28 protein-coding genes are annotated in these 26,641 nt (G+C 69.5%); 17 read left to right on the top strand and 11 right to left on the bottom strand.

Going from position 1 to position 26,641, the window contains the following annotated elements; translation table 11 throughout:
- Positions 1-105 precede the first annotated feature (105 nt).
- Positions 106-837 carry an SDR family oxidoreductase gene (locus tag ACIRG5_RS22030; RefSeq protein WP_402907261.1) on the top strand — a complete coding sequence of 244 codons (732 nt, stop codon included), beginning with the start codon at positions 106-108 and terminating at the stop codon, positions 835-837.
- Here the strand turns inward: ACIRG5_RS22030 and ACIRG5_RS22025 are convergent.
- On the bottom strand, positions 819-1,016 hold the full coding sequence (locus ACIRG5_RS22025) for a DUF2087 domain-containing protein (protein WP_402908156.1): 198 nt from the start codon (positions 1,014-1,016) through the stop codon (positions 819-821). The genes ACIRG5_RS22030 and ACIRG5_RS22025 overlap by 19 nt on opposite strands.
- Before the next feature lie 369 nt (positions 1,017-1,385).
- On the opposite strand from ACIRG5_RS22025, the gene ACIRG5_RS22020 reads away from it, so the two are divergent.
- On the top strand, positions 1,386-2,591 hold the full coding sequence (locus ACIRG5_RS22020) for an RNA-guided endonuclease InsQ/TnpB family protein (RefSeq protein ID WP_402907259.1): 1,206 nt from the start codon (positions 1,386-1,388) through the stop codon (positions 2,589-2,591).
- 99 nt (positions 2,592-2,690) lie between these two features.
- On the opposite strand, the gene ACIRG5_RS22015 is transcribed toward ACIRG5_RS22020, so the two are convergent.
- Positions 2,691-3,167, bottom strand: coding sequence for a hypothetical protein (locus ACIRG5_RS22015; RefSeq protein ID WP_402907257.1), 477 nt, complete (start codon positions 3,165-3,167; stop codon positions 2,691-2,693).
- A gap of 156 nt (positions 3,168-3,323) precedes the next feature.
- Here ACIRG5_RS22015 and ACIRG5_RS22010 point away from each other — a divergent pair, with 156 nt between their 5' ends.
- Together ACIRG5_RS22010 and ACIRG5_RS22005 are read left to right on the top strand one after the other, a co-directional pair.
- Complete coding sequence (locus ACIRG5_RS22010; protein WP_402907255.1) at positions 3,324-3,470, top strand: hypothetical protein; 147 nt, start codon at positions 3,324-3,326, stop codon at positions 3,468-3,470.
- Between the two features lie 45 nt (positions 3,471-3,515).
- Positions 3,516-4,484, top strand: a complete 969-nt coding sequence (locus ACIRG5_RS22005) for a helix-turn-helix transcriptional regulator (protein WP_402907253.1) — start codon at positions 3,516-3,518, stop codon at positions 4,482-4,484.
- Here ACIRG5_RS22005 and ACIRG5_RS22000 read toward each other — a convergent pair.
- The 5 genes from ACIRG5_RS22000 to ACIRG5_RS21980 are packed head-to-tail and all read right to left on the bottom strand — an operon-like array spanning position 4,472 to position 9,448.
- Complete coding sequence (locus tag ACIRG5_RS22000) at positions 4,472-5,185, bottom strand: DUF3626 domain-containing protein (RefSeq protein ID WP_402908154.1); 714 nt, start codon at positions 5,183-5,185, stop codon at positions 4,472-4,474. The genes ACIRG5_RS22005 and ACIRG5_RS22000 overlap by 13 nt on opposite strands.
- Before the next feature lie 43 nt (positions 5,186-5,228).
- On the bottom strand, positions 5,229-5,846 hold the full coding sequence (locus ACIRG5_RS21995) for a DUF2238 domain-containing protein (protein WP_402907251.1): 618 nt from the start codon (positions 5,844-5,846) through the stop codon (positions 5,229-5,231).
- Positions 5,836-6,375, bottom strand: a complete 540-nt coding sequence (locus tag ACIRG5_RS21990; RefSeq protein ID WP_402907249.1) for a sugar O-acetyltransferase — start codon at positions 6,373-6,375, stop codon at positions 5,836-5,838. Before ACIRG5_RS21990 ends, ACIRG5_RS21995 begins: the two co-directional genes overlap by 11 nt.
- Positions 6,372-7,130 carry a hypothetical protein gene (locus tag ACIRG5_RS21985; protein ID WP_402907247.1) on the bottom strand — a complete coding sequence of 253 codons (759 nt, stop codon included), beginning with the start codon at positions 7,128-7,130 and terminating at the stop codon, positions 6,372-6,374. Before ACIRG5_RS21985 ends, ACIRG5_RS21990 begins: the two co-directional genes overlap by 4 nt.
- A complete protein-coding gene (locus tag ACIRG5_RS21980; protein WP_402907245.1) occupies positions 7,127-9,448 on the bottom strand; it encodes a DEAD/DEAH box helicase in 2,322 nt (773 codons plus the stop codon). Before ACIRG5_RS21980 ends, ACIRG5_RS21985 begins: the two co-directional genes overlap by 4 nt.
- 41 nt (positions 9,449-9,489) lie before the next feature.
- On the opposite strand from ACIRG5_RS21980, the gene ACIRG5_RS21975 reads away from it, so the two are divergent.
- From ACIRG5_RS21975 to ACIRG5_RS21935, 9 genes are all read left to right on the top strand, one after another.
- Positions 9,490-10,245 (top strand): TetR/AcrR family transcriptional regulator, encoded by a 756-nt coding sequence (locus ACIRG5_RS21975; RefSeq protein ID WP_402907243.1) that lies wholly within the window; start codon positions 9,490-9,492, stop codon positions 10,243-10,245.
- Positions 10,246-10,351: 106 nt separating this feature from the next.
- Positions 10,352-11,593, top strand: a complete 1,242-nt coding sequence (locus ACIRG5_RS21970; protein WP_402907241.1) for a hypothetical protein — start codon at positions 10,352-10,354, stop codon at positions 11,591-11,593.
- Positions 11,590-12,546, top strand: coding sequence for a glutamate ABC transporter substrate-binding protein (locus ACIRG5_RS21965; protein ID WP_402907239.1), 957 nt, complete (start codon positions 11,590-11,592; stop codon positions 12,544-12,546). The genes ACIRG5_RS21970 and ACIRG5_RS21965 overlap by 4 nt, the downstream gene beginning before the upstream one ends.
- Before the next feature lie 9 nt (positions 12,547-12,555).
- Positions 12,556-14,688 (top strand): tetratricopeptide repeat protein, encoded by a 2,133-nt coding sequence (locus ACIRG5_RS21960; RefSeq protein WP_402907237.1) that lies wholly within the window; start codon positions 12,556-12,558, stop codon positions 14,686-14,688.
- Entirely contained in the window at positions 14,688-15,656 is a 969-nt protein-coding gene (locus ACIRG5_RS21955) for a PP2C family serine/threonine-protein phosphatase (protein WP_402907235.1), read from the top strand. The genes ACIRG5_RS21960 and ACIRG5_RS21955 overlap by 1 nt, the downstream gene beginning before the upstream one ends.
- A 28-nt stretch (positions 15,657-15,684) precedes the next feature.
- Entirely contained in the window at positions 15,685-15,912 is a 228-nt protein-coding gene (locus tag ACIRG5_RS21950) for a hypothetical protein (protein WP_402907234.1), read from the top strand.
- Between the two features lie 39 nt (positions 15,913-15,951).
- Positions 15,952-16,377: a hypothetical protein gene (locus tag ACIRG5_RS21945; RefSeq protein WP_402907232.1), complete on the top strand. Its 426-nt coding sequence runs from the start codon at positions 15,952-15,954 to the stop codon at positions 16,375-16,377.
- Positions 16,377-16,805, top strand: coding sequence for a hypothetical protein (locus ACIRG5_RS21940; protein ID WP_402907230.1), 429 nt, complete (start codon positions 16,377-16,379; stop codon positions 16,803-16,805). The genes ACIRG5_RS21945 and ACIRG5_RS21940 overlap by 1 nt, the downstream gene beginning before the upstream one ends.
- A 17-nt stretch (positions 16,806-16,822) precedes the next feature.
- Entirely contained in the window at positions 16,823-17,590 is a 768-nt protein-coding gene (locus tag ACIRG5_RS21935; RefSeq protein ID WP_402907229.1) for an alpha/beta hydrolase, read from the top strand.
- Here the strand turns inward: ACIRG5_RS21935 and ACIRG5_RS21930 are convergent.
- Entirely contained in the window at positions 17,583-18,614 is a 1,032-nt protein-coding gene (locus ACIRG5_RS21930) for a LacI family DNA-binding transcriptional regulator (RefSeq protein ID WP_402907227.1), read from the bottom strand. The genes ACIRG5_RS21935 and ACIRG5_RS21930 overlap by 8 nt on opposite strands.
- A gap of 136 nt (positions 18,615-18,750) precedes the next feature.
- Between ACIRG5_RS21930 and ACIRG5_RS21925 the strand changes: the two genes are divergently transcribed.
- From ACIRG5_RS21925 to ACIRG5_RS21915, 3 genes are read left to right on the top strand one after another with little or no spacing between them, the layout of a single operon-like run.
- A complete protein-coding gene (locus ACIRG5_RS21925) occupies positions 18,751-19,764 on the top strand; it encodes a sugar ABC transporter substrate-binding protein (RefSeq protein ID WP_402907225.1) in 1,014 nt (337 codons plus the stop codon).
- Positions 19,765-19,767: 3 nt separating this feature from the next.
- Positions 19,768-20,769, top strand: coding sequence for an ABC transporter permease (locus tag ACIRG5_RS21920; protein ID WP_402907224.1), 1,002 nt, complete (start codon positions 19,768-19,770; stop codon positions 20,767-20,769).
- Positions 20,766-21,533, top strand: a complete 768-nt coding sequence (locus ACIRG5_RS21915; protein ID WP_319980484.1) for an ATP-binding cassette domain-containing protein — start codon at positions 20,766-20,768, stop codon at positions 21,531-21,533. The genes ACIRG5_RS21920 and ACIRG5_RS21915 overlap by 4 nt, the downstream gene beginning before the upstream one ends.
- On the opposite strand, the gene ACIRG5_RS21910 is transcribed toward ACIRG5_RS21915, so the two are convergent.
- Entirely contained in the window at positions 21,530-21,871 is a 342-nt protein-coding gene (locus ACIRG5_RS21910; protein WP_402907221.1) for a YybH family protein, read from the bottom strand. The two genes, ACIRG5_RS21915 and ACIRG5_RS21910, sit on opposite strands and share 4 nt — an antisense overlap.
- Positions 21,872-21,910: 39 nt before the next feature.
- Here ACIRG5_RS21910 and ACIRG5_RS21905 point away from each other — a divergent pair, with 39 nt between their 5' ends.
- Positions 21,911-22,243: a winged helix-turn-helix transcriptional regulator gene (locus ACIRG5_RS21905; RefSeq protein ID WP_402907219.1), complete on the top strand. Its 333-nt coding sequence runs from the start codon at positions 21,911-21,913 to the stop codon at positions 22,241-22,243.
- Here the strand turns inward: ACIRG5_RS21905 and ACIRG5_RS21900 are convergent.
- Positions 22,217-22,756: a hypothetical protein gene (locus ACIRG5_RS21900; RefSeq protein ID WP_402907217.1), complete on the bottom strand. Its 540-nt coding sequence runs from the start codon at positions 22,754-22,756 to the stop codon at positions 22,217-22,219. The two genes, ACIRG5_RS21905 and ACIRG5_RS21900, sit on opposite strands and share 27 nt — an antisense overlap.
- Before the next feature lie 18 nt (positions 22,757-22,774).
- A complete protein-coding gene (gene hrpA, locus ACIRG5_RS21895) occupies positions 22,775-26,641 on the bottom strand; it encodes an ATP-dependent RNA helicase HrpA (protein ID WP_402907216.1) in 3,867 nt (1,288 codons plus the stop codon).

The raw sequence follows: 26,641 nt of genomic DNA, 5'->3' as shown, positions 1-26,641 counted from the left end.
TCCGGACCCTGCGCACAGCAGGCAGGTGTCCTCTTCACACTCCACACCTGTAAGTACTCCACAGGGGACACTTCGGGCAATCGCTGGATCGAGGGGAGATCACCGATGGCAGTCGCGGTCGTGACGGGAGCGGGTTCCGGGGTGGGTCGCGCGGCGGCGCGAACCCTGCTGGCGGCGGGATTCCAGGTCGCTCTGGCAGGCAGGCGCGAGGACGCGTTGATCGAGACCGGAGAGGGCTTTCCCGGTTCCGCCCTCGTCGTGCCGGCCGATGTGTCGCAAGAGGACTCGGTCGTCGCGTTGTTCGAGGCGGTGGTTGCCCGCTTCGGCCGGGTGGACGTGTTGTTCAACAACGCCGGGATGAACGTGCGCGCGACGCCGATCGAGGAATTCAGCCTGAGCGCGTGGGAGAAGGTCGTCGGGGTGAACCTGACGGGCGCGTTCCTGTGCGCCCGCGAGGCGTTCAAGGTGATGAAGACCCACGGCGGCGGCCGGATCATCAACAACGGCTCGATCTCGGCGTCGGTGCCGCGCCCGCACGCGGTGGCGTACAACGCGACCAAGCACGCGATGACCGGGCTGACCAAGTCGTTGTCGCTGGAGGGCCGCGCTTTTGGCATCGCGTGCGGGCAGATCGACATCGGCAACGCGGCGACGGAGATGACCGAGCGGATGGGCGTCGGCGTGCTGCAGGCGAACTTCGAGGTCAGGCCGGAGCCGACGTTCGACGTGCAGCACGTGGCCGATGCCGTCCTGTACCAGGCTCAGTTGCCGCTCAACGCCAACGTGCAGTTCATGACCGTGATGGCGACGGCGATGCCCTACATCGGCAGGGGTTGAGCCTGGTACATGCCGCCGCCGCGCTCCAGCAGACCGAAGTCGACCAGGTAGCGGCGGATGGTGACGTGGTCGAGCTCTCCCCCGTCGCACCAGGCTTTCAGCCGCTCGTTGATCTCCTTCTCCTCGTAGTAGGTCCGCGGGCATCGCCTCGGTGAGCGTCGCCGCGAGCGGCTTGAGATCGGCGGGCCGGACCGGTTCCCCCTCGACCAGCCCGGCCTCGCGGAGCTTGATCAGCGCGGTGCCGGCGTCCTTGACCTTCAGTCCGGAGGCGGCGGCGATGTCGGCCAGCGTGCCCGCGCCGAGGACGACGGCGGCAAGAGTCCGGTCGCGCGGCGATGGCACCCGCAGCCTCGTGGGTTCGGCCAACGCGCGCACGACGGATTCCGGAGTGGTCATCTGAAGTCCTCCGAGGAGACCTCGTCCTTCAGGGCGAGGAGGAATCGGACTTCTGCGGAGCAGAGCAGGAACAGCCGTGTCGCCGCCGGGGCGGTACGGCGTCCGCGACCCACCCGTACAGGGGTACACAGTGGCCGGATAATCTGTGAACTGTGAACGGGCTGGTGAAGCGGGCGTTTCGGTACCGCTTCTATCCGAGCGAGGCGCAGGCGGCGGAGCTGTCGCGCACGTTCGGGTGTGTCCGCAAGGTCTACAACTTGGCGTTGCAGGCTCGTGCGGAGGCGTGGACGCTGCGGGGGGAGCGGGTCGGTTATGAGGCCACGTCGGCGTTGCTGACCGCGTGGAAGCGCACCGAGGATCTGGCGTTTCTGGGTGAGGTGTCGTCGGTGCCGTTGCAGCAGGCGTTGCGGCAGGCGTTGCGGCATCTGCAGGCTGGGTTCGCGAACTTCTTTGCCAGGCGTGCGCGGTTTCCGCGGTTCAAGTCGCGGAAGAAGTCGCGTGCCAGCGCGGAGTACACGCGTTCGGCGTTCCGCTGGCGTGACGGGGCGTTGACGCTGGCGAAGATGGCAGAGCCGCTGGATATCCGCTGGTCGCGGCCGCTGCCCGTGGGCGTGGCGCCGTCGACGGTGACGGTGTCGAGGGACTCGGCCGGGCGCTGGTTCGTGTCTCTGCTGTGCGAAGACCCGAGCGTGACGCCGTTGCCCGCGGTGGATTCGGTGGTGGGCATCGATGTCGGTCTCGATCACCTGCTGGTGCTCTCGACCGGGGAGAAGATCGGCAATCCCCGGCACGAACGTCGCGACCGCACGGCACTGGCGAAGGCGCACCGGGCGTTGTGCCGCAAGCAGAAGGACAGCAGCAACCGGGCCAAGGCCCGTATCAAGGTCGCTCGCGTGCATGCCCGGATCGCCGACCGGCGTACCGATTTCCTGCACAAAATCACTACTCGGCTCGTGCGTGAGACCCAAACGCTCGTGATCGAGGACCTCGCGGTGTCCAACATGGTCGGCAACCACAGCCTGGCTCGCGCCATCGGTGACGCGGGCTGGCGGCAGTTTCGGCAACAGTTGCAGTACAAAGCGCGCTGGTACGGGCGGGGCGTGATCGCCGTGGATCGCTGGTTCCCGTCGTCCAAGTTGTGCTCGGTCTGCGGCGCGCTCGCGGCGACCATGCCGCTGCATGTGCGTACGTGGACGTGTGGCTGCGGCGTGACCCATGATCGGGACGTGAACGCGGCGCGCAACATTCTGGCCGCCGGGCTGGCGGTGTCGGTCTGTGGAGCCGGTGTAAGACCTCAACGGAATCCTCCGGGCGGGCAGTCGGCGACGAAGCAGAAAATCCTGCGGCGCGAGCCGTAGGAATCCCCCTCGTTCACGAGGGGGAGGAAGTCAAGCCTGCGAACCTAGCGCCGCCGTCCACCCGTTTTCAGCGGGAAGGCGCCCCCTGCCAGTCCTGCCTCATCGGCCCACCAGGCCCTCGGCCATCACGTCGGTGAGGTAGCCCTCGAAGTCGGGCTCGTCCGGTTCGAGCACGTGCCGCACCCACGCGGTGCGTTCGTGGGCGAGCGGCGGAAGCTCCCAGACGCAGCCGATGAGGTCCTTCGGGATGACGGTGAAGTGCGTGAGGTCCGGGTCGGTCGAGCCGAGGAACGGCTGGTCGCCGGACACGGCGGTGCGGCAGTGCAGGACGTTGTCCCAGACCCAGTTGTAGGCGTTGAGGTACATGCCGGCGGAGCTGCGGTGCAGGACGGTGACCGTGGCGGGCGGGGTCGGGTCGTCGAAGTCCGGGTAGAGCTTCGGCAGGAACGCGTAGGCGGCCGCGCGGATGTCGTCGGTGATCTCCAGTCCCGGAGTGACCACCTCGTAGCGCTTGACGTGTCTGCCCGCGACGACCAGCGGTTCCCTGACCGCCAGTTCCTTCTCGTAAAAAGCCATGGGTCGAACGTATGAGCTAACCCTGACAGGGTGTGTCAGTGGTTTTGGGCGGGTAACGCGGTCGGTGAGCGCAGGCGAGAGGTGACACCGTGTCCGACGAGCCGAAGACCGATCCCGTGGCCGGCGCGTTCGAGCCGGCACAGGCCCGGAGAGGCGGTGATCCTTCTGCACTCGATCCGCCGCATCCTGATGTGGATGCTGGTCATCGTCCCGACCGTCGGTGCCGCCCTGTTCATCGCACTGGTCGTCATGGAGAACACCGCCGAGCCGGCGCCGTGCACCTCGATCTACAGCTGCAGATGAGCAACCGCGGGCGCCATCACTGACAGGGTGTGTCAGGGTGTCCGCGTGCGTGCGAGCCGGTTGGTGTCCGTGCTGCTCCTTCTGCAGGCCAAGGGCCGCATGACGGCGCAGGCGCTGGCCGACGAGCTGGAGGTGTCGGTCCGCACGATCTACCGCGACGTGGAGTCGCTGCACGCGGCCGGGGTGCCGTTGTACGGCGACGCGGGCCCGTCCGGCGGCTATCAGCTGCTCGACGGCTACCGCACGCGGCTGACCGGGCTGACCGCGCAGGAGGCGGAGTCGCTGTTCCTGGCCGGGCTGCCTGGTGCGGCGGCGGATCTGGGGCTCGGGGACGCGGTGTCGGCGGCGCAGCTCAAGCTGATGGCGGCGTTGCCGTCGTCGATGCGCGACCGGGCCTCCCACATGGCGACGCGGTTCCACCTCGACGCGCCTGCCTGGTACTACGACCCGGAGCGCTCGCCGTTCCTGGGGCTGGTGGCGGACGCGGTGTGGCGCGAGCGGCTGCTCGAGGTCAGCTATCGGCGGTGGCGTGCGCCGGAGGACATCACTCGCGTGCTGCGGCCGCTGGGTCTCGTGCTGAAGGCCGGTCGCTGGTACCTGGTCGCGCAGGGCAGCACGCGGATCTCCACGTACCGGGTGTCGCAGATCCAGGCGGCCGCCGTGCTGGACGAGACGTTCGAACGGCCGGACGCGTTCGACCTGGCGGCGCACTGGACGGCGTCGTTGGAGGAGTTCCAATCGCGGCAGTACACGGGTTCGGCGGTCATCAGGCTGTCGGCGCGGGGCTGGGAGTCGTTCTCCTCGAACGTGCTGCCGGTGGTGGCGCGGGCGGCCGAGGAGTCCGCTGTGGACGACGGCGAGGGTGTCCGGGTGACGATCCCGATCGAGTCTCTCGGGCACGCGACGGGGATGTTGCTGCGGATGGGCGGCGAGGTCGAGGTGCTGGAACCGGAAGAGCTGCGCGAGCAGGTGACGACGGCCGTGCGCACGTTGGCATCGATCTACCTGGAGTGACCGAACCTCGCGAGGTGGTGCCACAGGTGCTTCGCGACCTGCGGTGGCGCTTCGGCGGCTTCCAGGAGGTCCGGGGTGATGACCCCGCCTCGCGCGATCGCGAGTCCTAACGCGACGGATTCGGGTGTGCGGTAGTCCGCGTGCCGCAGCAGGTCCTCTGTGGAGAGCCGGAAGCCCTGGTGGTGCTCGACCGGGCAGGGCAGGCCCGTGCCGCGGAAGGTCGGGTCCAGCACGAGGGCTTCGACGTCGTCGAACGTGACGGGGCCGTGGACGTGGGCCTCGATGTAGTCGTCGAGGGGGTCCCGGTCGTCGGCCTCGGCCCGGTCGATCAGGGCGAAATGGTGCGCGGTGCCGAAGTCGACCGGGTCGAAGACGCTGTCCGGGTGGCAGAACGTCGTGCGGTCGAGCACGTCTTCCTTGAGGCGCAGGTGGGCGGAGCCGAACCGCGGCGCGCCACCGAACGGCGACTTCCGGTGGTTGAGCGCGCCGTACTTGGGCCGGTCGGCGGGGTTCGAGTGGTCGTAGGCGCCGCCGAACAGGCGGCTCTCCCAGTCCCAGCGGGCGCCGCCGGGGTGGGCGGTGAGGCCGCCGTTGCTGGTGCCGGTCTCGAACTGGGAGCGGTAGACGCCCTCCCGCGCGAGCTTCGCGAGGACGCCACGACCGGGGTGGAAGTTGAGCGTCACGCGCAGGTCGCGCGGCATCGGTCCGCCGGCCGAACGCGCGGCGACGTGCGCGATGGCCTGCTCAACGGCCACGAGCCAACTCCCGGTCGTGCACCCGCCCCAACACCAACTGCGCGGTCAAAGCCCCCAGCAGAGCCATGAACATGTCCCACTGCGTGTCCCACACGTCGCCCTGAGTCCCGAGGAACTCGTCCGCCGCCGACCCGCCCAGGACCGCCGCCAGCCACTCCCCCAGCTCATAGGTGGCGCTGAACGCCAGACACACGCACACGACGAGGAAGAACAGCCACCCGCCAGGCCGAAGCGGAGTCCGGCGCAACAGGATCTCGCGGGCGAGCACGGCCGGCACGAACCCCTGCACGAAGTGGGCGAACCGGTCGTAGTGGTTGCGCGCCAGGTCGAGCAGGTCCTGCACCCAGAGCCCCACCGGCACTCGCGCGTAGGTGTAGTGGCCGCCCAGGATCAGGACCAGCGCGTGCAGGAAGATCAGCCGGTACAGCAGCGGTGTCAACGGGAAGCGCCGGTAGGTCGCGATCAGCACACCCCCGCCGATCACGACGGGCGCCACTTCGAGGTACCAGGTCGCGCGGTCGTACGGGCCGATGCCGGAGGCGATCAGGGCGGCGACGGTCAGGCCGAGCAGGACCAGCGGCTCGGTGGTGCGCTTGTCATAGCTCACGGATCACCTTGCAGGGATTGCCGACGGCGAGGACGCGCGGCGGGATGTCGCGCGTGACGACGCTACCGGCTCCGATGACGGCGTCGGAGCCGATCGTGACCCCGGCGCAGACGATGACGCCGCCGCCGAGCCACACGTTGTCGCCGATGACGATCGGCGCGGCGGACTCGAAGCGCCGGCGGCGGGCCTCGTGGTCCTCGATGGGGTGCAGGGCGGTCAGCAACTGGGCGCGGGGGCCGATGGAGACGTCGTCGCCGATGGTGATGGTGGCGCAGTCCATGAGGATGGCGTCGTAGTTGAGGAAGCTGTTGGAGCCCATGTGGATCTGGTGGCCGTAGTCGCACTGGAACCGCGGCATGACCCACGAGCCCTCGCCGATGGAGCCGAAGAGCCGAGAGATGACCGCACCGGAGCGGGTGGCGTTGAACTCGTCGACCAACTGCTGCGCGGCGAGGCGTTCCGCGACCAGTTCGGGGTCGGAGTCCTTGTACAGCAGGCCCGTCGTCATCTTCTGCTTCTCGGTGATCACCCTTCGAGAGTGCCCGAACGCAGCAGCGCGCGTGCCCTGGAGGCGGCGATCTCCATCAGTGCCACGAGTTCGGCGGCCTCGAAGCCTGGTGGCGGTTCGACCGCGAGCACCACAGGTGTGGTGGTCGGAAGCGCAGGGCGGGCAGGCAGCTGACCTGCCGTTTCGGCGGAAACCACCACAGGTGTTCTGGTGCCGACGGGGCCGGCGACGCGCTCGCGGAGTGCGTCGAGGAGTTCCTGTTCCGGTTTTCCCTTGAGCAGCAGGAGCACGAACGGGTCGGCGTCGAGCAGCCAGCCGACCTGGAACGCGAGCGCGGCGGCGTGGCGGCACGTGAGTTCCCAGCTGTCGCAGTCGCAGTCGGGTTCGAGGTCGCCGATGCCGGGCAGCAGGTCCACACCGGACTCCTCCGCGGCGAGGACTAGGTCGCGGGGCATGTCGTTGTCCAGCAGGGCGGCGATGTGGCCGGAGTGTTCGGCGACGCGGTCGAGGAACCGTCCCCATTGGACTTCGGACAACGCCGGGACGCTGACCGTCGTGCTGTGGACGGTGTCGTCGTCGTGCACCTGGGCGTGCAGCCGGCCGGGACTGACGGTGATCGGGCCGACGACGCCGGCGTGGGCGTAGCGGCGGCCGAGGCGGATCAGGGTGGTGTCGAGCGCGGTGTCCTCGAGGGCCTTCACCCAGGCCTTGCCCCACCACGTGGTGGCGACGCGGCGTTTCACCTTGGGGAACGCGGCGAATCCGCGGGTGGTCACCGGGCGCTCCTGAGCTGGACGAGTTCGGCGAGTTCGGCGTCGGTGAGTTCGGTGAACGCGGACTCTCCCCCGTGCAGGACGGCGTCGGCGAGGTCGCGTTTGTCCTGCACGAGTGCGGCGATGCGTTCCTCCACGGTGCCTTCGGTGACGAACTTGTGCACCTGGACGGGTCTGGTCTGGCCGATGCGGTAGGCGCGGTCGGTGGCCTGGTCCTCGACGGCGGGGTTCCACCAGCGGTCGAAGTGGATGACGTGGTCGGCGCGGGTGAGGTTGAGGCCGGTGCCCGCGGCCTTCAAGGACAGCAGGAAGACGGGCGCGCGGCCGTTCTGGAAGTCGTCGACCATCTGTTCGCGCTGGGGCACCGGGGTGCCGCCGTGCAGGAACAGGGTGGGCTGCTTGATGTGCTGCTCCAGCAGCCGGGCCATGCCGACGTACTGGGTGAAGATCAGCGCGGAGCCGTCCTCGGCGACGATCGTGTCCAGCAGTTCGTCGAGCAGGTCGAGCTTGCCGGAGGTGCCCTGCATCGTGGCGTGGCCGAGGTAGTGCGACGGGTGGTTGCAGATCTGCTTGAGCCCGGTCAGGAGCTTCAGCACAAGACCGCGCCGGGCCATGCCGTCGCTCGAAGCGATCTGCTCGAGGGTCTCCCTGGTCAGCGCCTCGTACAGCGCCGCCTGCTCGACGCTCAGCGAGACGTACCGGTCGGTCTCGGTCTTGGCGGGCAGTTCGGGGGCGACGCCGGGGTCGGACTTGCGGCGGCGCAGCAGGAACGGCCGCACGACCTTGGCGAGGGTGTCGTCGGGTTCCGGCCAGCGGGTGCGGAACGCGCGGTGCGTGCCGAGCAGGCCCGGTGTCGTCCAGTCCAGGACTGCCCAGAGTTCGGACAGCGAGTTCTCCACGGGCGTGCCGGACAACGCGACGCGCGCCGCGGCAGGGATCGAGCGCAGTGCCTTGGCGGTGCCGGAGTGCGGGTTCTTGACGTGCTGGGCCTCGTCGGCGACGACCATGCCCCACTCGTTCTCGCGCAGCGCCTCGGCGTCCAGGCGCATGGTGCCGTAGGTGGTCAGCACGACGCCGTCGGTGGCGAGCGTCCGCTGTGGACCGTGGTAGCGGGTGACGGAAACCCCTGGAGCGAAGCGGTGGATCTCGCGTTCCCAGTTGCCGAGCAGGGACGCCGGGCAGACGACCAGCGTCGGGTGTTCGTGGTCGCGGTGCAGGTGCAGTGCGATGAGCGTGATGGTCTTGCCGAGGCCCATGTCGTCGGCGAGACACGCGCCCAGGCCGAGTCCGGTCATGTGGGCGAGCCAGCGCAGGCCGTGCAGCTGGTAGTCGCGCAGCTGTGCCTGCAAGGCCGCGGGCTGGGGGAACTCGGGGACGGTCGCGATCGCCGTGGTGAGGCTGTGCGGGGCGACCTCGACGTGCTCTCCGTCGATGATCGCCACGCCGGTGAGGGCGGCGGTGACGGCCTGAGCAGCGGTGATCGGCTTGAGCTGCTGCCGGGCCTTCTTCTTGAGCAACGGGTCGACCAGCACCCACTGGTCGCGCAGCTTCACGACTGGCCGCGACGCCTCGGCGATGAGATCCATCTCGGCCTCGGTGAGCTCCTCGCCGCCGAGCGCGAGCCGCCAGTCGAACGTGAGCAGGTCGCCCGCCTGGAGCCGGCCTCCGGTCTCGCCGATGGCGGCCTTGGCGGACAGGGTCGTGGCGAGGTCGCGGGGCCAGTGGACCTCGATGTCGGTGCCGAGGAGTTCGGCGACCTCGCCGTCGGTGAGGTCGGCCTGGTCGAGCAGGCGTTGCAGCGGTGGCCAGTCGACGCGGGCCATCGCCCTGATGGCGTCGAGCTCGCGGCCGGATCCGCGCACGTCCTGAGGGTAGGGGTCGGTGATGGCGCGGACCTGCACGATCGCGCGGAACCGCAGGTCGTCGGTGGTCTCGATGCGTAGCGAGATCTTGATCTGCTCGTCGGCCCACGCCTTGAGCTCGGGGACGTCGTGCGGTTCGGTGCCGGCGAACGGTCCTTCGCCGGTGCGGGGCAGCGTGTCGGCGACGGCGTCGAGGAACCCGCGGAGTTCGTCGTAGTCGCCGTGCGCGGCGAGCTGGCGCAGGTGGAGCTCGTCGGCGTGGTCGAGCGGCCCGACGCGCCAGGTGTCGTGACCTCCGGCCGTCACGCCGGGCACGATCCGGCCGCGGGCCACCAGGGTCAGTGCGGTCGCGGCGGCCACTCCCCAGTAACCGTCGTCGTTCACCACCTCAGGCAGGGCTTCCAGCAGGGGTTTTCCGTGGAGCTGGCCGAATCTGGGCGGGTCGGCAGGCACGAACATACTCTGTACCGTACACCATACGGTACGGTAGGGTCGCGTTCGTGATCGAACACACGGGCAGCGGTGACCCCGCGCGGACGCTGGCGTTGCTGTGGCGCACCCAGGAACGCGTGTCGCGCAAGGGCAAGCCGGACCTGAGCGTGGACCGGATCGTGCAGGCGGGCATCGCGCTGGCCGACGCGGACGGGCTCAAGGCGCTGTCGATGCGGCGCGTGGCCGAGTCGCTGGGCGTGGGGACGATGTCGCTCTACACCTACGTGCCGGGCAAGGGCGAGCTGATCGACGTCATGGTCGACACCGTGCAGGCCGCGACCGGGCGTGAGGCGGCCGAGGGCTGGCGGGAGCACCTCGCGTACGTGGCGCGGGAGAACCTGGCGCTCTATCAGCGGCATCCGTGGTTGTTGCAGGTCGCGCCGTCCCGCACGGTGCTGGGCCCGCAGGTCGCGGCGAAGTACGACTTCGAGCTGCGCGGCCTGGAGGGCGTCGGTCTGTCGGACGTGGAGATGGACTCGGTGCTCAACCTGGTGCTCGGGCACGTGCAGAACTCGGCGCGCGGCCTGACGGCGGCGGCGGTGACCGAGAAGGAGACCGGCCTGACCGATCAGCAGTGGTGGGACGCGGCGGCGCCGGTCCTGATGACGGTGTTCGACCCTGCCCGCTTTCCGGTGGCGGCACGCGTGGGCGGCGCCGTGGGCGAGGCGCACCAGAGCGCGTTCAGCCCGGAGCATTCGTTCGAGTTCGGGCTGGAGATGATCCTCGACGGCGTCAATCGGCTGATCGAGTCGCGTCGGCTGTAACTGCTGAGTGACACCTTGCGGGATGCGTCGTTAATTCCCACACGGTGCCACTTGGGTGCCTACAGTTACGCCACGCCGATCAACTTCACCGCTGGGAGGCCCGTTCGTGGTGATCGACTCGCAGCCCCGGCAGGCGCTGGTGCGCCGCTTCACCGGTCTGGCGCGGTCGACTCCGGGACGCCTGAGCCTGATCGTCGTGGTGCTCGTGGTGGCGAGCCTGGCCAGCGGCTGGCTGTCGACGTGGAGCGTGAACCGGCAGGAACGGGCGCTGGAGGACCTGGCGACCAGGTCCGAGCCTCTCGCGCACGCGGCGCAGGAGGTCTACCGGGCGTTGCAGGACGCGGACGCGACGGCGGCGAGCGCGTTCCTGTCCGGCGGGCTGGAGCCTTCCCAGCTGCGGGAACGCTACGAGAAGGACATCGCGCAGGCACAGGCGGCGCTGTCGGTGGCGACGGCCTCCTCCCCCGACCTGACGGCGACGCTCGCGGCGCAGCTGCCGGTCTACACGGGACTCATCGAGACGGCGCGCACGAACAACCGGCAGGGTTTCCCCGTGGGCGCGGCGTATCTGCGTGAGGCGTCGGGGTTGATGCGCACGCAGCTGCTGCCGGCGGCGCAGGAGCTGTACCGGGCGGAGACGGACCGGGTGTCGCGCGCGCAGGACGAGGCGAACTTCCCCTGGGGCTCGGTCGGGGTGGCGCTGGCGTTCGTCATCGCGCTGGTGCTGACCCAGCGGTATCTGACCCGCAGGACGAACCGGCTGCTCAACCTCGGTCTGCTGGTGGCCACGGGTGCGGCGGTGGTGTCGCTGCTGTGGGTGACGACGGTGTCGGTGCTGGTCATGAACAACGTGTCGGACTCGCGGGCGGCCTCGCAGAAGGTCGACGTGCTGGCGCAGGCGCGGATCGCGACCCTGACCGCACGCGGCGAGGAAACGTTGACGCTGGTCGCGCGGGGTGCGGGCCAGGCCTACGAGAAGAACTTCGTCGAGGTCTCCGAACGGCTCGAAGGGCTGCTCGACCAGGCCACGCGCCTGGGTGACACCGAGGCGGTCGACGAGGCGATGCGGCAGTTCCGGCAGTGGCAGCAGGTCCACCAGCGCATCCGCGAGGCCGACGACGCCGGGCAGTACAGCGACGCGGTGGCGCTGATCGGCAACCCGTACTTCGACTCGCTGGACCAGTCCCTGGTGCGCGCGATCGGCGAGGCGCGGCAGGACTTCAGCGACGAGGTGGCGGTGGCGCGGGCGTCGCTGGCGGGTACGGCGGTCGGGGTGCTGGTGCTCGCGCTGATCGCGGCGGCGGGCTCGGCGATGGGGTTGTGGCAGCGGCTCAAGGAGTACAGGTGAGGCGACTGGCGTTGGCGGCGCTGATGCTGCTCGGAGCGTGTTCGGCGGGTCCGCCGCCGAGCGAGGTCGTGCCGCGCAGCGCCGAGGCACCGCAACCGGCGAACGCGAGCACGGTCTCCGCGGCGCCGAGCAGCTCGGCGAACCCGCCGCCCTCGTGCGACGCGACGGCGAGCCTGCGGCCGGGCGCGTTGCCCGCGGCCGGGCAGATGCCGTCCGGGTCGACGATGGCGAAGATCGCGCAGCGCGGCCGGTTGATCGCCGGGGTGGACCAGAACTCCTACCTGATGGGGTTCCGCAACTCGTTCACCGGCGAGATCGAGGGTTTCGACGTCGACGTGGCGCGGCAGATCGCGAAGGCCGTGTTCGGTGACGAGAAGAAGGTGCAGTTCAAGGTCGTCACCGCGGCCGAGCGGATCCCGATGCTGCAGAGCGGCGCGGTCGACGTCGTGGTCCGCACGATGACGATCACCTGCGACCGGCTCAAGGACGTGGACTTCTCGCAGGTCTACTACCAGGCGGGACAGCGGGTGCTGGTGCGCCGCAACTCCGGCATCACCGGCGTGGAGGGACTCGCGGACAAGCGGGTGTGCGTGGCGTCGGGGTCGACGTCGCTGGGCAACGTGGTGAACCGGGCGAAGACGACGGTGAGCGTGCCGAACTGGACGGACTGCCTGGTGATGCTGCAGCAGGGACAGGTCGACGCGATCTCGACCGACGACACGATCCTCGCGGGACTGGCGGCGCAGGACCCGTACACCGAGGTCGTGGGATCGCGGTTCACCGACGAGTCGTACGGCGTGGGCGTGCCGAAGGGGCAGGAGGACCTGGTCCGGTTCGTCAACGGCGTGCTGGAACGGATGCGCGCCGACGGCACGTGGGGCGGGATCTACCGGCGGTGGCTCACGCCGCTGGGTCCGGCACCAACGCCGCCCGTCGCGCGTTATCGGGACTAGGGGGCCGGGATGACTGACGAGCTTGAGCTGCCCGAGACAGGGCCGTCGACGGCGCCGGGGACCGCGCCCTGGTCGTCGTCTCAGGAGGTGTCGCGGTCGAACTCGGGCCGCACGCGGCGGGGCAGCGCGCGGTCGATGAGCCGCGGCCGGCTGGGTGCCGGGCTGGTCGAGGTGCCGCGGGTGCCGTACCGGGATCCGAAGACCGCCGTGCTGGAGCAGCCGGAGGTGCCGGAGGCGAAGCGGTTCTGCTCGAAGTGCGGCAAGAAGGTCGGGCGGCGCAAGGACGGCAAGCAGGGCCGGGTGGAGGGGTTCTGCCCGCAGTGCGGGCACGCCTACTCGTTCACTCCCAAGCTCGCGCCCGGTGAGGTGCTGCACGACCAGTACGAGGTGCTGGGGTGCCTGGCGCACGGCGGCCTGGGCTGGCTCTACCTGGCGCTCGACCACGCGGTGAGCGACCGGTGGGTGGTGCTCAAGGGCCTGCTCGACTCCGGTGACGCGGACGCGATGGCGGCGGCGCTGGCCGAACGGCGGTTCCTGGCCGAGGTCGAGCACCCGAACATCGTGAAGATCCACAACTTCATCCGGCACGAGAGCCGCGACAGCGACAAGCGCGTCGAGTACATCGTGATGGAGTACGTCGGCGGCGAGTCGATCAAGGACATGATCACGCGCCGGCGCCGGGAGGGCCGCGGGGACGAGGCGCTGCCGCTGGCGCAGGCCATCGCCTACGTCCTGGAGATCCTGCCCGCGGTCGGCTACCTGCACGGCGTGGGGCTGTTGTACTGCGACTTCAAGCCGGACAACATGATCCACACCGAGGAGCAGCTCAAGCTGATCGACCTGGGCGCGGTGCGGCGCATCGACGACCACCACTCCCCCATCTACGGCACGATCGGCTACCAGGCGCCCGAGATCGGCACGATCGGCCCGTCGGTGTTCTCCGACATCTACACGGTCGGGCGCGCTTTGGCGGTGATGAGCTTCCCGTTCGACTTCCGCGGCCGCTGCAAGGACCGGCTGCCCACGGTCGACGAGGAACCGCTGCTGGGCCGGTTCGAGTCGTTCCACCGGCTGCTGCTGCGCGCCACGAACCCGAACCCCGAGCTGCGCTTCTCCTCCGCCGAGGACATGGCCGAGCAGCTCACGGGCGTGCTGCGCGAGGTGCTGGCGATCGAGGACGGCGTGCCGCGGCCGGGCCTGTCGCGGCAGTTCACGCCGGAACGCCGCCGGTTCGGCGTGGAGGGCTCGCTCGACCTGCCCGAGGTGGCGCTGGCGTTGCCGGCACCGAGCGTGAGCACCTCCGACGCGGCCGCGTCCTGGCTGGCGACGGCGACGACGTCGGATCCGGCGGGGCTGCGCAAGGCGCCGGAGCTCACGGTGGAGGTGCGGCTGCGGATCGTGCGGGTGCTCATCGAGTCCGGCGACACCGAGGCGGCCATGCGGGAGCTGGAGTCGCTCACGGCGCCGTCGATGTTCGACGAGCCGGAACTCGACCCCGCCGAGGACTGGCGTCCGGACTGGTACCGGGGCCTCGCGGCGCTCACCGACGGGCGGGCAGCCGACGCGCTGGGGTTCTTCGACGCGGTGTGCTCGGCGGTGCCGGGCGAGGCGGCCCCGAAGCTCGCGCTGGGCGTGTGCGCGGAGGCCACCGGCGACTTGAAGGCGGCGGCGGGCTGGTACGAGCTGGTGTGGAGCACGGATCACTCGTACGTGTCGGCGGCGTTCGGGCTGGGGCGGGTGCTGCTGGCGTGCGGTGACCGCGCTCGGGCGGTCGAGGTGCTGTTGTCGGTGCCGGACACGTCATCGCAACATCTGGCGGCGCAGATCGCGGCGGTGCGCGCGCAGCTCGGCGACTGCGGTGCGGAGGACCTCGTCGCGGCCGGGGAACGGTTGCACGCCTTGGACATCGACGTCCATTCGCACACGCAGCTGTCGGCCGAGGTGCTGGAGGCGGCGTACGACTACGTGACCCGCAATCAGGCCGCCGAGGGCAAGGTGCTGGACTGTGCACTCTCCGAACACGAGCTTCGGCTGGGTCTAGAGGCGCGCTATCGCACGCTGGCCCGGTTCGCGGCCACGCCGGAGGAACGGATCGCATTGGTGGACCGCGCGAACGCGGTAAGGCCTAGGACGTTGGTTTGATGGACACCCTGAAGTGCCCGGAGTGCTTCGCGCCCGTCGCGGCGGAGGACCGGTTCTGCGAGGCGTGCGGACGCAACCTGCTGGTCCGCCGCACGCCGCTGGGCGGACCGACCGGTCCCGCGCAGGCCTCGTGCATCCTGTGCGGGTCGCCCGACATCGACGACGAGGACTACTGCACCCAGTGCGGCCGTCACCAGCCCTCGGCGCGTGATCGGGTCGAGTACGCGCTGGGCGCGGTGTCCGGTGTGTCGGACCGCGGCAAGCGGCGGGCGCGCAACGAGGACTCGATGGCGTTCGGTCACGTCGCGGGCAAGGGTGTCGCCGCCGTCGTCTGCGACGGTGTGGCCTCCTCCGAACGCGCCGAGCAGGCCTCGCAGGCCGCCGCGGACGCCGCGGTGGACGTGCTGCTCAACGCCCTGATCGACACCGCGGACGCCGAGCAGGCCATGGTCGACGCCGTCGCCGCGTCGTGCTCCGCGGTGGAACAGCTGGTCGAGCTGGAGCCGATGGAGGCGGGCGGCCGGGGTGTCGCGCCGTCGTGCACGTTCGTCTCCGCGCTGGTCACGGAGAACTCGGTGACGATCGGCTGGGTCGGCGACTCGCGCGCCTACTGGCTGTCCGACGAGGGCTCCAAGCAGCTCACCACGGACGACACGTGGGCCGCGCAGCTGGTCTCCGAAGGCGTGCTGACCGAGGAGCAGGCGCGCACGGACCGTCGCGCGCACGTGCTGTCGCGGTGGATCGGCGCGGACGCGGGCCGGGTGGAACCGCAGGTCGTGACGCTGAAGCCGACCTCGCCGGGCGTGTTCCTGCTGTGCTCGGACGGCCTGCACAACTACCGGCCCGAGCCCGAGGACCTGCAGCCGCTGCTGCCGTGCGGGCCGGAGGAGTTCGTGAAGGTCGCCCTGGACGCGGGCGGGCACGACAACATCACCGTGGTGCTGGTGCCGTTCGCTCCGGCGGACTGAAGCCCCGCACGGTCAGGTCGACGAGCCGGTGAGGTCCGACCTCACCGGCCTCGCTGGCATGCCGGACGAGCCGGCCGCACGACTCGTGCTGACCCAGGCCGAGATCGCCGCGCGGTTGTCCGTGGTGGCCGGACGGGAGATCCGCCACGTCGACCTGCCTGTGGCCGAGTTCGCGAAACGCCTGGTCGCGCCAGGTGTGCCCGAGGCGTTCGCGGCGCGTCAGGTGTGGACGATCGAAGTCCACACCTTCGAGTGATTTACCGCTGACTAACCGGGGGTGGGCACCGTCGGGGGCGTGAGATTCGTTTCTGTCGCGGCGGTGGCCGCACTGGCGCTGACCGGGCTGTCGTCCGGGGTGGCGCACGCCGAGTCCGCGCCGGGCTGTGGTCCGGTGACGCAGATCGGCAAGACCGCCTACATCGGTGGTAACGCCTCGTCGGCGTGGGCGTCGGTGAAGCAGTTCAAGGGGTGTGGCAAGAACTGGGCCTACGTGTACGTGTGGGACTCGTTCGTCGACCGGGTCGGTGACTTCCAGGTCAGGGTGTACGTCGAGGCGAACGGCCAGAAGGCCGGGCTCAAGACGTATCCGCGCAACCGCCAGGAGAACTGGTCGGAGGGCACGAACACGCTGTCGCAGTGCACGCGTGCGGTCGGGCAGATGGTCGATTTCGTGTCCAGCGAGACCTACTGGCACACCACCAAGACCGAGGAGAGGTGCTGATGAAGCGCGCGCTGATGGTGGCCGCGGCCCTGACGTTGTCGGTGTTGTCGCCGGGGATGGCGCACGCGGAGTCGGCGCCGGGCTGTGGTCCGGTGACGCAGATCGGGAGCACGGCCTACATCCAGACCGGCACGAGCTCGAGTTCGATCGTGGCCTCGGTGAAGCAGTTCAAGGGCTGCGGGAAGAACTGGGCGTACGTGTACGTGTGGGACCAGTACATCAGCAAGGGCCGGTCCTTCGAGATCCACACCGCGATCTACCCGGACGGCGCCAACCCGGCCGGGTCGGTGCGGCAGCGCAACAAGCAGGAGAACTGGTCGAAGGGCACGAACACGCTGTCGCAGTGCACGCGTGCGTCGGGCACGTTCGTCGATCTTGTCGGTGACCCGAGCTACGGCTTCCAGGAGTTCACCGACAAGCGCTGCTGAGCCTTCATCATGGGGATGTGAGGAGGCCGGTGTTGATCGCGGCGGCGGTGGTTGTCACCATCGTCGCCGTGGTCTTCACCTTCCAGCGCAAGCTCGTGTACTTCCCCTCCCCCGGCCCGGTGCCCGCGGCCGAGGAGGTGCTGCCCGGTGGGCGCGACGTCCGCCTGGTGACGGCGGACGGTCTGCTGCTCGACGGCTGGCACTTCGAACTGCCCGGCGCGACCGCCACGGTGATCGTGTTCCCGGGCAACGGCGGCAACCGGACGGGGCGGGTGTCGCTGGCGCGGGAACTGACCGCGCGCGGGCTGTCGGTGCTGCTGTTCGACTACCGCGGCTACGGCGACAACCCCGGCAAGCCGACGGAGGAGGGCCTGACGTTCGACGCTCGGGCCGCGCTGGACCTGATCGACGGGCCGGTCGTCTACTTCGGCGAGTCGTTGGGCGCGGCGGTGGCGGCGGAGCTGGCGACGTTCCGCGCGCCCAAGGCCATGGTGCTGCGCTCGCCGTTCACCTCGCTGGCGGCGGTCGGGTCGCACCACTACCCGTGGCTGCCGGTGAAGGCGTTGTTGCAGGACAAGTTCCCCGTGACGGAGCGGGTGTCCGGGGTGGACGTTCCGACCGTGGTGCTGCTGGGCACGAAGGACTCGGTGGTGCCGCCCGCGCAGAGCCGTGAGGTGGCGACGGCGGCCCGCGCGAGGCTCGTCGAGATCGACGGCGCGGACCACAACGACGAGGTGCTGGTGTCGGGGCCGCAGGTGATCGACGCGGTGCTGTCGGTCAGCTGACCGGCGCGATCTCGCCGGACCCGCGGCGCACGAGCGCGGCGGGGACGACGGCGTGCACGGGCGGTGAGGTGTCGCCGTCGATGCGGGCGAAGATGAGTTCGGCGGCCTTGCGCCCGATGCCGGGCACGTCCTGGCGCACGACGGTGATGCCGGGGTCGAGCATGTCGGCGAGCGGGAAGTCGTCGAACCCGATGAGTGCGACGCGGCGGTGCAGGTCACGAGCGCGCAGCAGCCGCATGGCGCCGACGGTGACGAGGTTCTGGGCGGTGAACAACGCGGTGGGCGGCCGGTCGAGGTCGAACAGCGCCCCGGTCGCGGCCTCGGCGAGGTCGGCGCCGTGCAGGTCGGTGCGCACGAGCGCGTCCCGCAGGGTCAGGCCTGCCTGGGCGAGGCCTTCGAGGTAGCCGGTGTAGCGCTCCTGGCTGGTCCACAGGGTGCGGCGGTCGCCGAGGAACGCGATGTCGCGGTGGCCCAGGGCGGCCAGGTGCAGCACGGCGTCGCGGGAGCTGTCGCGGTTGGTGGTGGTGACGCAGTCGGTGCCGCCGAAGGTGGGAGGCCGGTCCACGAGCACCATCGGGGTGCCGCGGTCGCGTTCCTGTTGCAGGGCGTCCTGATGCCCGCCGACGGCCATGACGACGACGCCGTCGACACGGCGCGTGGACAGCGACACGAGCAGTTCGCGTTGCAGGGTGTGGTCGTCCTCGCTGCTGCCGGCGAGCACGAGGACCCCGGCGTGGCGGGCGCGGTCCTCGACGGCGCGCAGCAGGGCGGCGTCGAAGGGGTTGGAGAGGTCTTCGAACAGCACGCCGATGGTGGCGCTGCGCCGGTCGGAGCGGCGCAGGCTGCTGGCGGTCAGGTTCGGGCGATAGCCCAGGGTGCGGGCCGCCTCGCGGACGCGGTCGACGACCTCGGCACCGGCGCCGGGCAGGCCGTTGATCACGCGGGACACGGTCTTGGTGCTGACCTTCGCCAGCGCGGCGACGTCGCGCATCGTGGGTTCACGTCTGTCGGCTGCTCGGTCCATGTCCACGTCCTACGACTCTTGCGTCAACGATGACGCAACGGTATACCCGTTTGCACAGCTCGCGTAGCCGCTCTTCCGTTCACGATCTCAGAGACCTCGGACGGGTGGTTACGTCAACGTTGACGTAGGAGTTGACATGCGTAGAACTGTCGGGGTCACCGCGGCGGCGTTGCTCACCTTGCTCACCGCGTGCGGAGGCGGTGGGTCCTCCGGCGGCGGCACGACGCTGGTGGGCCTGGTGACGAAGACGGACACGAACCCGTTCTTCGTGAAGATGAAGGAGGGCGCTCAGCAGGCGGCCTCGTCGGCAGGCGCGACGGTGCAGTCGTTCGCGGGCAAGCAGGACGGCGACAACCAGACGCAGGTCGACGCGATCGAGAACCTGATCGCGTCGGGTGCGAAGGGCATCCTGATCACGCCGAGCGACTCGAAGGCGATCGTGCCGTCGGTGGACAAGGCGCGGGCGGCGGGGCTGCTGGTGATCGCGCTGGACACGCCGCTGGAGCCGGCCAGTGCCGCGGACGCGACGTTCGCGACCGACAACTACAAGGCCGGGTTGCTGATCGGGCAGTGGGCGAAGTCGAAGTTCGCGAAGGAGGGCAAGCAGGCCAAGATCGCGTTGCTGGACCTCAACCCGAACCAGGTGTCGGTGGACGTGCAGCGCGACCAGGGGTTCCTGGAGGGCTTCGGCGTCGACGTGAAGGACAAGGCCCGCATCGGTGACGAGTCCGATCCGCGGATCGTGGGCCACGACGTGACCAACGGCGACCCGTCCGGTGGCCGCACGGCGATGGAGAACCTGCTGCAGAAGGACCCCGGCGTCAACCTGGTCTACACGATCAACGAACCCGCTGCGGCCGGTGCCTATGAGGCGTTGAAGGCGGCGGGCAAGGAGAAGGACGTCGTGATCGTGTCGGTCGACGGCGGCTGTCCGGGCGTGAACAACGTCAAGTCCGGGGTGATCGGGGCGACCTCGCAGCAGTACCCGCTGAAGATGGCGCAGCTCGGCGTGGAGGCGGTGTCGAAGTTCGCGAAGGACGGCTCGAAGCCGCAGAACACCGACACCGGCGTCACGTTGATCACCGACCAGCCCGCGGACGGCGTGGAGTCCAAGGACTCGGCGTTCGGCCTGCAGAACTGCTGGGGCTAAGCGATGACCGCGGTGGTGGAGGAACGGGATCGTTCCGTGCTGACGCGCGTGCAGCACCTGCTGCACGCGCAGGCCACGATCGGACCGGCGGTGGTGCTGCTGGCGTCGGTGATCGTGTTCGCGTTGCTCTCGGAGCGGTTCCTGACGCCGGGCAACATCTCGCTGATCCTGCAGCAGGTCGCGGTGGTGGGCACGCTCGCGGTGGGGCAGACGATCGTGATCCTGACCGCCGGGATCGACCTGTCGTGCGGGGCGATCATGGTGCTGACCTCGATCGTGATGGCGAAGGTGGCGTCGGAGACCGGCCTGCCGGGGTTGCCGGCGTTGCTGCTCGGTTTCCTGGTGGGCACGGTGTGCGGGTTGCTCAACGGCCTGCTGGTGACGCGGCTGAAGCTGCCGCCGTTCATCGTCACGCTGGGCACGTTGAACGTGTTCTTCGCGTTGAACCTCTGGTATTCGGGCAGTGCCACGATCCGCGGCACGGACATGCCGTCGTTGCTGCTGTTCACCGGCCAGACGTTCACCGTCGGCGGCACGCGCATCACCTACGGCTCGATCATGCTGGTGCTGCTGGTGGCGGCGATGGCGTTCGTGCTGAAGAACACCGCGTGGGGCCGGCACGTCTACTCGACCGGTGACGATCTGGAGGCCTCGCGCCTGTCGGGCATCCGCACGGCTCGGGTGCTGCTGTCCGTGTACGCGACGGCGGGGTTGATCTACGCGGTGGCGGCGTGGACGTTGATCGGCCGGATCGCCTCGGCTTCACCGCAGGCGGGGCAGACCGACAACCTGGACTCGATCACGGCGGTGGTGATCGGCGGGACGTCGCTGTTCGGTGGCCGCGGCGCGGTGGTGGGGTCGCTGATCGGCGCGTTGATCGTCGGCGTGTTCCGCAACGGCCTGGCCTTGGCCGGGGTGGACGTGCTGTGGCAGACGATGGCGGTCGGTGTGCTGATCATCGTGGCGGTGTCGCTGGACCAGTGGATCAGGAAGGTGAAGGCATGACCACCCCGATCCTGCAGGCAACGGGCCTGGTCAAGCGCTACGGCAGGGTGACGGCGCTGGCGGGTTCGGACCTGGAGTTGCTGCCGGGCGAGATCCTCGCGGTGATCGGTGACAACGGCGCGGGCAAGTCGTCGCTGATCAAGGCCCTGTCCGGCGCGGTGGTGCCCGATGAGGGCGAGGTGTTCCTCGACGGCTCTCCCGTGTCGTTCTCCACGCCGCTGGACGCGCGCAAGGCCGGCATCGAGACGGTGCACCAGTCGCTGGCCGTGTCGCCGTCGCTCGACATCGCCGCGAACCTGTTCCTGGGCCGTGAACTGCGCCGCAAGGGCGTGCTCGGCTCGGTGTTCCGGATGCTCGACCGCACCGGCATGCGCGACGAGGCCCGCCGCCAGCTCGACGCGCTGGGGATCATGACGATCCAGAACCCCGGCCAGGCGGTGGAGACCCTCTCGGGTGGCCAGCGTCAGGCCGTGGCGGTGGCGCGGGCGGCGGCGTTCGGCAGCCGTGTCGTGATCATGGACGAGCCGACGGCGGCGCTGGGCGTGCGGGAGTCCCGTGCGGTGCTGGACCTGATCCTGCAGGTCCGCGACCGGGGCCTGCCGGTGATCCTGATCAGCCACAACATGCCGCACGTGTTCGAGGTGGCCGACCGCATCCACATCCAGCGCCTGGGCCGGCGCAAGGCGGTGGTGGATCCGAAGTCCATCTCGATGTCGGACGCGGTGGCGATCATGACCGGGGCCATGGAGCCACCTGAGGCCTAGGCCGTGCCGAAGGGGTTGTCGATCACGTACCGCCACCGGCCGTCCTCGCCACGGCGGGCGACGTCGGTGGCGGTGCCGTGCAGGTCGCCGATGGTCCAGTCGACGATGAGCAGCGCGATGCCGTCGTGTTCGTAGACGTGGCGTGGCCGGAGGTCTATGGGCAGGCCGAGATCGAGGAACCGCTGGTTGGCGGCGCGCCGGGCGGCTCCGGTGACGGTGCGGCCGGGTTCGGGGACGAACAGGCCGCTCGGTTCGTAGACGGTGTCGACGGCGTCCGGGTTCCGGGAGTTGAACGCGGCGGCGAAGTCGTGGGCGACACTGGCGGGGTGGATGGACATGCCGACAGCGTCGCGTTCGCTTCTGTGGGTCACCAAACGGTGACCTGGGACCGGCCGTCGCAGGACTGCCCGGTGGAGGTGGCGCTCGCGGCGATCAGCGGCCGGTGGGCGACGCTGGTGCTGCGGGATCTGATGCACGGGCCGCGGTCGTTCTCGCAGTTGCGGGCGGGGTTGCCGTCGTTGAGCGCGAAGGTGCTGACCGAGCGGCTGGAGTCGCTGGTGGCGCAGGGTGTGGTGTCGTGTTCCCGCTCCCCTGGTTTTCCGGTGCGGACGTCGTACGAGCTGACGCCGGCCGGGGTGTTGCTGCGGCCTTTGCTGGTGCAGCTGTACCGCACGGGTGAGGCGCTACAGCGCGAGTTCACGCAGGACTGACTCCAGTGGCGCGAGGACGTTGCGGGAGATGCGGAGCTCGTCGGACACGAGCGCGGTGTGCTTGTCGACTCGACGCCAGAACTGGCCCTCGACCGGGATCTCGATCATGCGGAGGTTGAAGACGGGCCGGCGGCCCAACTCGACGGTGAGCTGGTCGACGATCTCCTTGAGCAGCGCGTAGGACTCGGTCCTGGCATGGCGGCGCAGCGCGCGCTGCTCGGGCGAGGTCCAGTCGGGCTGCCATCGGGTGTAGTCGGCACGCATCTGCTCGGGCACCCCGACAGGCGGGTGCCCTGAGCCGAGGGTGGTGAGCGAGCGGGTCCACCACCGGTCCCACGCCGACCCGAAGGTCTCCGGCACGTACGCGTCGTGGTCGCGCGGTACCGGCGGGGTCAGGCGTGGGATCGCGTCGGCGGTGGGTGTGCTGATGCCGAGCGCGTCACGCACGTACAGCGCGAAGACCTCACCACTGCCGCTGGACACCTGCCACGTGGAATCCCCGGGAAAGTGCATGTTCCACGGTAGCGAGGTCTACAAGGGCACGGCGTCGAGCGCTTTGTAGATGCGTTTGTCGCTGACGCTGTAGCGGGTGGGGATGGTCTGGGCGAAGTAGGACAGGCGCAGTTCCTCGATCATCCAGCGGATCTCGTCGAGTTCGGGCGCGGGTTCGTCGGCCGGGGTCTGCGCGCGCAGTTCCCGGTATTCGGCGTGGACCTGGTGGATCTTGTCGGTCCAGTCGAGGTCGCGGCGCGGGTTCTCGGGCAGTTTCTCGATGCGCCGCGCGATGCCCTTGAGGTAGCGGACGAGGTCGGGCAGCCGGTCGTAGCCGGTGTGGGTGACGAATCCCTTGTACACCAGCGAGTTGAGGTGTGCGCGGATGTCGGCGGCCGAATCGGGGGCACCCTTGAGGCCGGTCAGTGCCAGTTCGGCCTGGTGGGCGGCTTCGAGGACCTTGCGGACCTCCTGCACGACGACCCAGGTGGTGTCGTTGAGCGCGGCCTGGACCTTCTTCAGTTGCGCCGCATAGGACTTGGCGTTCCACGCGGGGTCGCCCATGAGCCGGTCGACGGCGGCCATGATGCAGTCCGACAGCAGCGCGGCGACGCTGCCGTGGGGGTTGCGGGTCAGTGCGAGCTTGGCGGCGTTGTCGAGGTGGCGCTGCAGGTGTTTGACGGGCGAGTTGACGCCGAGCAGCAGGAGTCTGCGCACGCCGCGGCGGTGGGCGTAGGCCTGCCGGCCGGGGGTGTCGAGGACCTTGATCGCGACGGTCTCGCCCTGGTCGAGCAGCGACGGGTAGGCGGTGACGGTGATGCCGGACTGCCGTTGCTCGATGGTCTGGGGCAGGGCGTCGAAGTCCCACGTGGTCAGTCCGGTGCGTTCGAGGTGGCCGGCGGCCTGGCTCAGTGATTCGCGGACCTCGTCGCGCAGTTTCTCCTTCAGCGCCGCGATGTCCTTGCCTTCGGCGAGGGTGCGGTTCTGGTCGTCGACGACCTGGAAGGTGAGCTTGAGGTGGTCGGGGACGGCGTCGAACTGCCAGTCCTCGCGCTGCACGGTCACGCCGGTCAACGCCCGCAGCTCCCGTTCGACACCGCTGAGCAGGCTGGTGTCCTTGGGGTTGATGCGCGCGAGGACGGCGGTGGCGACGTCGGGGACGGGCACGAAGTTGCGGCGGATCGGCTTGGGCAGCGACCGGATGAGCGCGACGACGAGGTCGTGGCGCAGGCCGGGGATCTGCCAGGAGAACGCGTCGTCGTCCAGGGCGGTGAGCGCGGGCAGCGGGAGCTGGACGGTGACGCCGTCGTTCTTGGTGCCCGGCTCGAAGTGGTAGCTCAGCGGCAGCGTGAGCTCGCCCTGGCGCCACTGGTCGGGGTAGGCCTCGGGGGTGACGTCGGCACGGTCGTTGACCAGCATGTCCTTGGTGAAGGTCAGCAGGTTCTTGTCCTTCTGCTTCTTCCACCACGAGTCGAAGTGCCGCGCGGACACGACCTCCGGGGCGACGCGCTTGTCGTAGAACTCGTACAGCGTCTCCTCGTCCACGACGATGTCGCGGCGCCGTGCGCGGTTCTCCAGTTCGCCGACTTCTTCGAGCATCGCGCGGTTGGTGTGGAAGAACCGGTGGTGCGTGGTCCACTCGCCCTGCACGAGCGCGTGGCGGATGAACAGCTCACGCGAGAGTTCGGGGTCGATGCGGCCGTAGCTGACCTTGCGGCCGGCGACGATCGGCACCCCGTACAGCGTGACCTTCTCCAGTGCGACGACTGATCCGCGTCTGGTCTCCCAGTGCGGTTCGGAGTACTGGCGTTTGACGACGTGCTCGCCGAGGCGTTCGGCCCATTCGGGTTCGATCCTGGCGACGATGCGGCCCCACAGGCGGCTGGTCTCGACGAGTTCGGCGGCCATCACCCACTGCGGTGGTTTCCTGGCCAGCGCGGAGCCGGGGAAGATCGCGAACTTGGCGTTGCGGGCGCCGAGGAACTCCGTGAGCGGACGCCGTTTCTCGCCTGGGGCCTGCTTTTTGAGGATGTCCTTGACGCCGATGTGGCTGAGCAGTCCGGACAGCAGCGCGATGTGGATGTTGCGCGGGTCGCCGGGCTGGTCGTTGACGTGCATGCCGATCTGCTTGGCGACCTGGCGCAGCTGCAGGTAGATGTCCTGCCACTCGCGCACGCGCAGGTAGTTGAGGAACTCGGCCTTGCAGCGCTTGCGGAACTGGTTGCCGCTCAGTTCCTTCTGCTGTTGCTTGAGGTACTCCCACAGGTTGAGGAACGTCGTGAAGTCGGATTCCTTGTCGACGAACCTCGCGTGCTGCTGGGTGGCGGCTTCCTGCTGGTCCGCGGGCCGTTCGCGCGGGTCCTGGATGGACAGTGCCGCGGCGATGATCATGACCTCTTTGAGGCAGCCGGTGGTGTCGGCCTCGAGCACCATGCGACCCAGACGGGGGTCGACGGGCAGGGCGGCGAGTTTGCGGCCGGTCGGGGTGAGCTTCTTCTCGGCGGCGTTGATGGCGCCGAGCTCCTGCAGCAGGCCGATGCCGTCGTTGATGTTGCGGGAGTCGGGCGGATCGATGAACGGGAACGCGGCGACGTCGCCGAGGCCGATGTTGGTCATCTGCAGGATGACGCTGGCGAGGTTGGTGCGCAGGATCTCCGCGTCGGTGAACTCGGGGCGGGCCTCGAAGTCCTCTTCGGAGTACAGGCGGATGCAGATGCCTTCGCTGACGCGGCCGCAGCGGCCCTTGCGCTGGTTGGCCGACGCCTGGCTGATGGGTTCGATCGGCAGGCGCTGGACCTTGAGGCGGTGGCTGTAGCGGGAGATGCGGGCGTTGCCGGGGTCGACGACGTACTTGATGCCGGGCACGGTGAGGCTGGTCTCGGCGACGTTGGTGGCGAGCACGACGCGGCGGCCGGTGTGGCGTTGGAACACGCGGTGCTGCTCGCCCACGGACAGGCGGGCGTAGAGCGGGAGGATCTCGGTGTTGCGGAGGTCTTCGGCTTTGAGGGCTTCGGCGGTGTCGCGGATCTCGCGTTCGCCGGACAGGAACACCAGGACGTCGCCGGGGCCTTCCGCCTGCAGTTCGCGGACGGCGTTGAGGATGCCCTGGGTCTGGTCGTCGTCCTCCTCCAGCGGCCGGTAGCGGGTCTCGACGGGGTAGGTGCGGCCGGAGACCTCGATGACCGGGGCGTTCTCGAAGTGCGCGCTGAAGCGTTGCGGGTCGATGGTCGCCGAGGTGATGACGACCTTGAGGTCGGGGCGCTGCGGCAGGAGCTGCTTGAGGTAGCCGAGCAGGAAGTCGACGTTGAGGCTGCGTTCGTGGGCCTCGTCGATGATGATCGTGTCGTAGCGGCTCAGCGTCCTGTCGGTCTGGATCTCGGCGAGCAGGATGCCGTCGGTCATGAGCTTGACCAGCGTGTCGTCGCCGGACTGGTCGGTGAAGCGGACCTTGTAGCCGATGGTGTCGCCGAGCTTGGTGCCCAGCTCCTCGGCGACGCGTTCGGCGACGGTGCGGGCGGCGATCCTTCTCGGCTGGGTGTGGCCGATCTGGCCGATGACACCGCGCCCCAGTTCCAGGCAGATCTTGGGCAGCTGCGTGGTCTTACCGGATCCGGTCTCGCCCGCGACGATCACGACCTGATGGTGCGCGATCAGCTCTTTGATCTCGTCCTTGTGCTGGCTGACCGGCAGTTCGGCGGGATAGGTGATCTTGGGAACGGACTCCCGGCGCAGCGCGACCTTGAGCGCGGCCTCGTCGATCTGGGCGGCGATCTCCTCGGTGATCTTGCGGCGCGCCAGCGGGTCCTTGACCTTGCGTGCGCCGTCGAGGCGCCTGGCGAGCCGGCGTTGATCACGCGGCATGAGCTCGGGCAGGCGTTTGTGCAGTTCAGCGTGCGGGGTGTCCAT

It is taken from the genome of Lentzea sp. NPDC102401 (assembly GCF_044765805.1).
Lineage (GTDB): Bacteria > Actinomycetota > Actinomycetes > Mycobacteriales > Pseudonocardiaceae > Lentzea > Lentzea sokolovensis.
The sequence above is the reverse complement of the archived record's forward strand: the minus strand, read 5'-3'. Positions and strand labels throughout refer to the sequence as shown.

Excerpts from the sequence above, each read along its gene's own strand:
- ACIRG5_RS22030 (WP_402907261.1), top strand. The coding sequence starts at position 106 with ATGGCAGTCGCGGTCGTGACGGGAGCGGGTTCCGGGGTGGGTCGCGCG.
- ACIRG5_RS22015 (WP_402907257.1), bottom strand. The coding sequence starts at position 3,167 with ATGGCTTTTTACGAGAAGGAACTGGCGGTCAGGGAACCGCTGGTCGTC.
- ACIRG5_RS22000 (WP_402908154.1), bottom strand. The coding sequence starts at position 5,185 with ATGCCGCGCGACCTGCGCGTGACGCTCAACTTCCACCCCGGTCGTGGC.
- ACIRG5_RS21980 (WP_402907245.1), bottom strand. The coding sequence starts at position 9,448 with ATGTTCGTGCCTGCCGACCCGCCCAGATTCGGCCAGCTCCACGGAAAA.
- ACIRG5_RS21960 (WP_402907237.1), top strand. The coding sequence starts at position 12,556 with ATGACTGACGAGCTTGAGCTGCCCGAGACAGGGCCGTCGACGGCGCCG.
- ACIRG5_RS21955 (WP_402907235.1), top strand. The coding sequence starts at position 14,688 with ATGGACACCCTGAAGTGCCCGGAGTGCTTCGCGCCCGTCGCGGCGGAG.
- ACIRG5_RS21940 (WP_402907230.1), top strand. The coding sequence starts at position 16,377 with ATGAAGCGCGCGCTGATGGTGGCCGCGGCCCTGACGTTGTCGGTGTTG.
- ACIRG5_RS21930 (WP_402907227.1), bottom strand. The coding sequence starts at position 18,614 with ATGGACCGAGCAGCCGACAGACGTGAACCCACGATGCGCGACGTCGCC.
- ACIRG5_RS21925 (WP_402907225.1), top strand. The coding sequence starts at position 18,751 with ATGCGTAGAACTGTCGGGGTCACCGCGGCGGCGTTGCTCACCTTGCTC.
- ACIRG5_RS21920 (WP_402907224.1), top strand. The coding sequence starts at position 19,768 with ATGACCGCGGTGGTGGAGGAACGGGATCGTTCCGTGCTGACGCGCGTG.
- ACIRG5_RS21915 (WP_319980484.1), top strand. The coding sequence starts at position 20,766 with ATGACCACCCCGATCCTGCAGGCAACGGGCCTGGTCAAGCGCTACGGC.
- ACIRG5_RS21910 (WP_402907221.1), bottom strand. The coding sequence starts at position 21,871 with ATGTCCATCCACCCCGCCAGTGTCGCCCACGACTTCGCCGCCGCGTTC.
- ACIRG5_RS21900 (WP_402907217.1), bottom strand. The coding sequence starts at position 22,756 with ATGCACTTTCCCGGGGATTCCACGTGGCAGGTGTCCAGCGGCAGTGGT.
- hrpA (WP_402907216.1), bottom strand. The coding sequence starts at position 26,641 with ATGGACACCCCGCACGCTGAACTGCACAAACGCCTGCCCGAGCTCATG.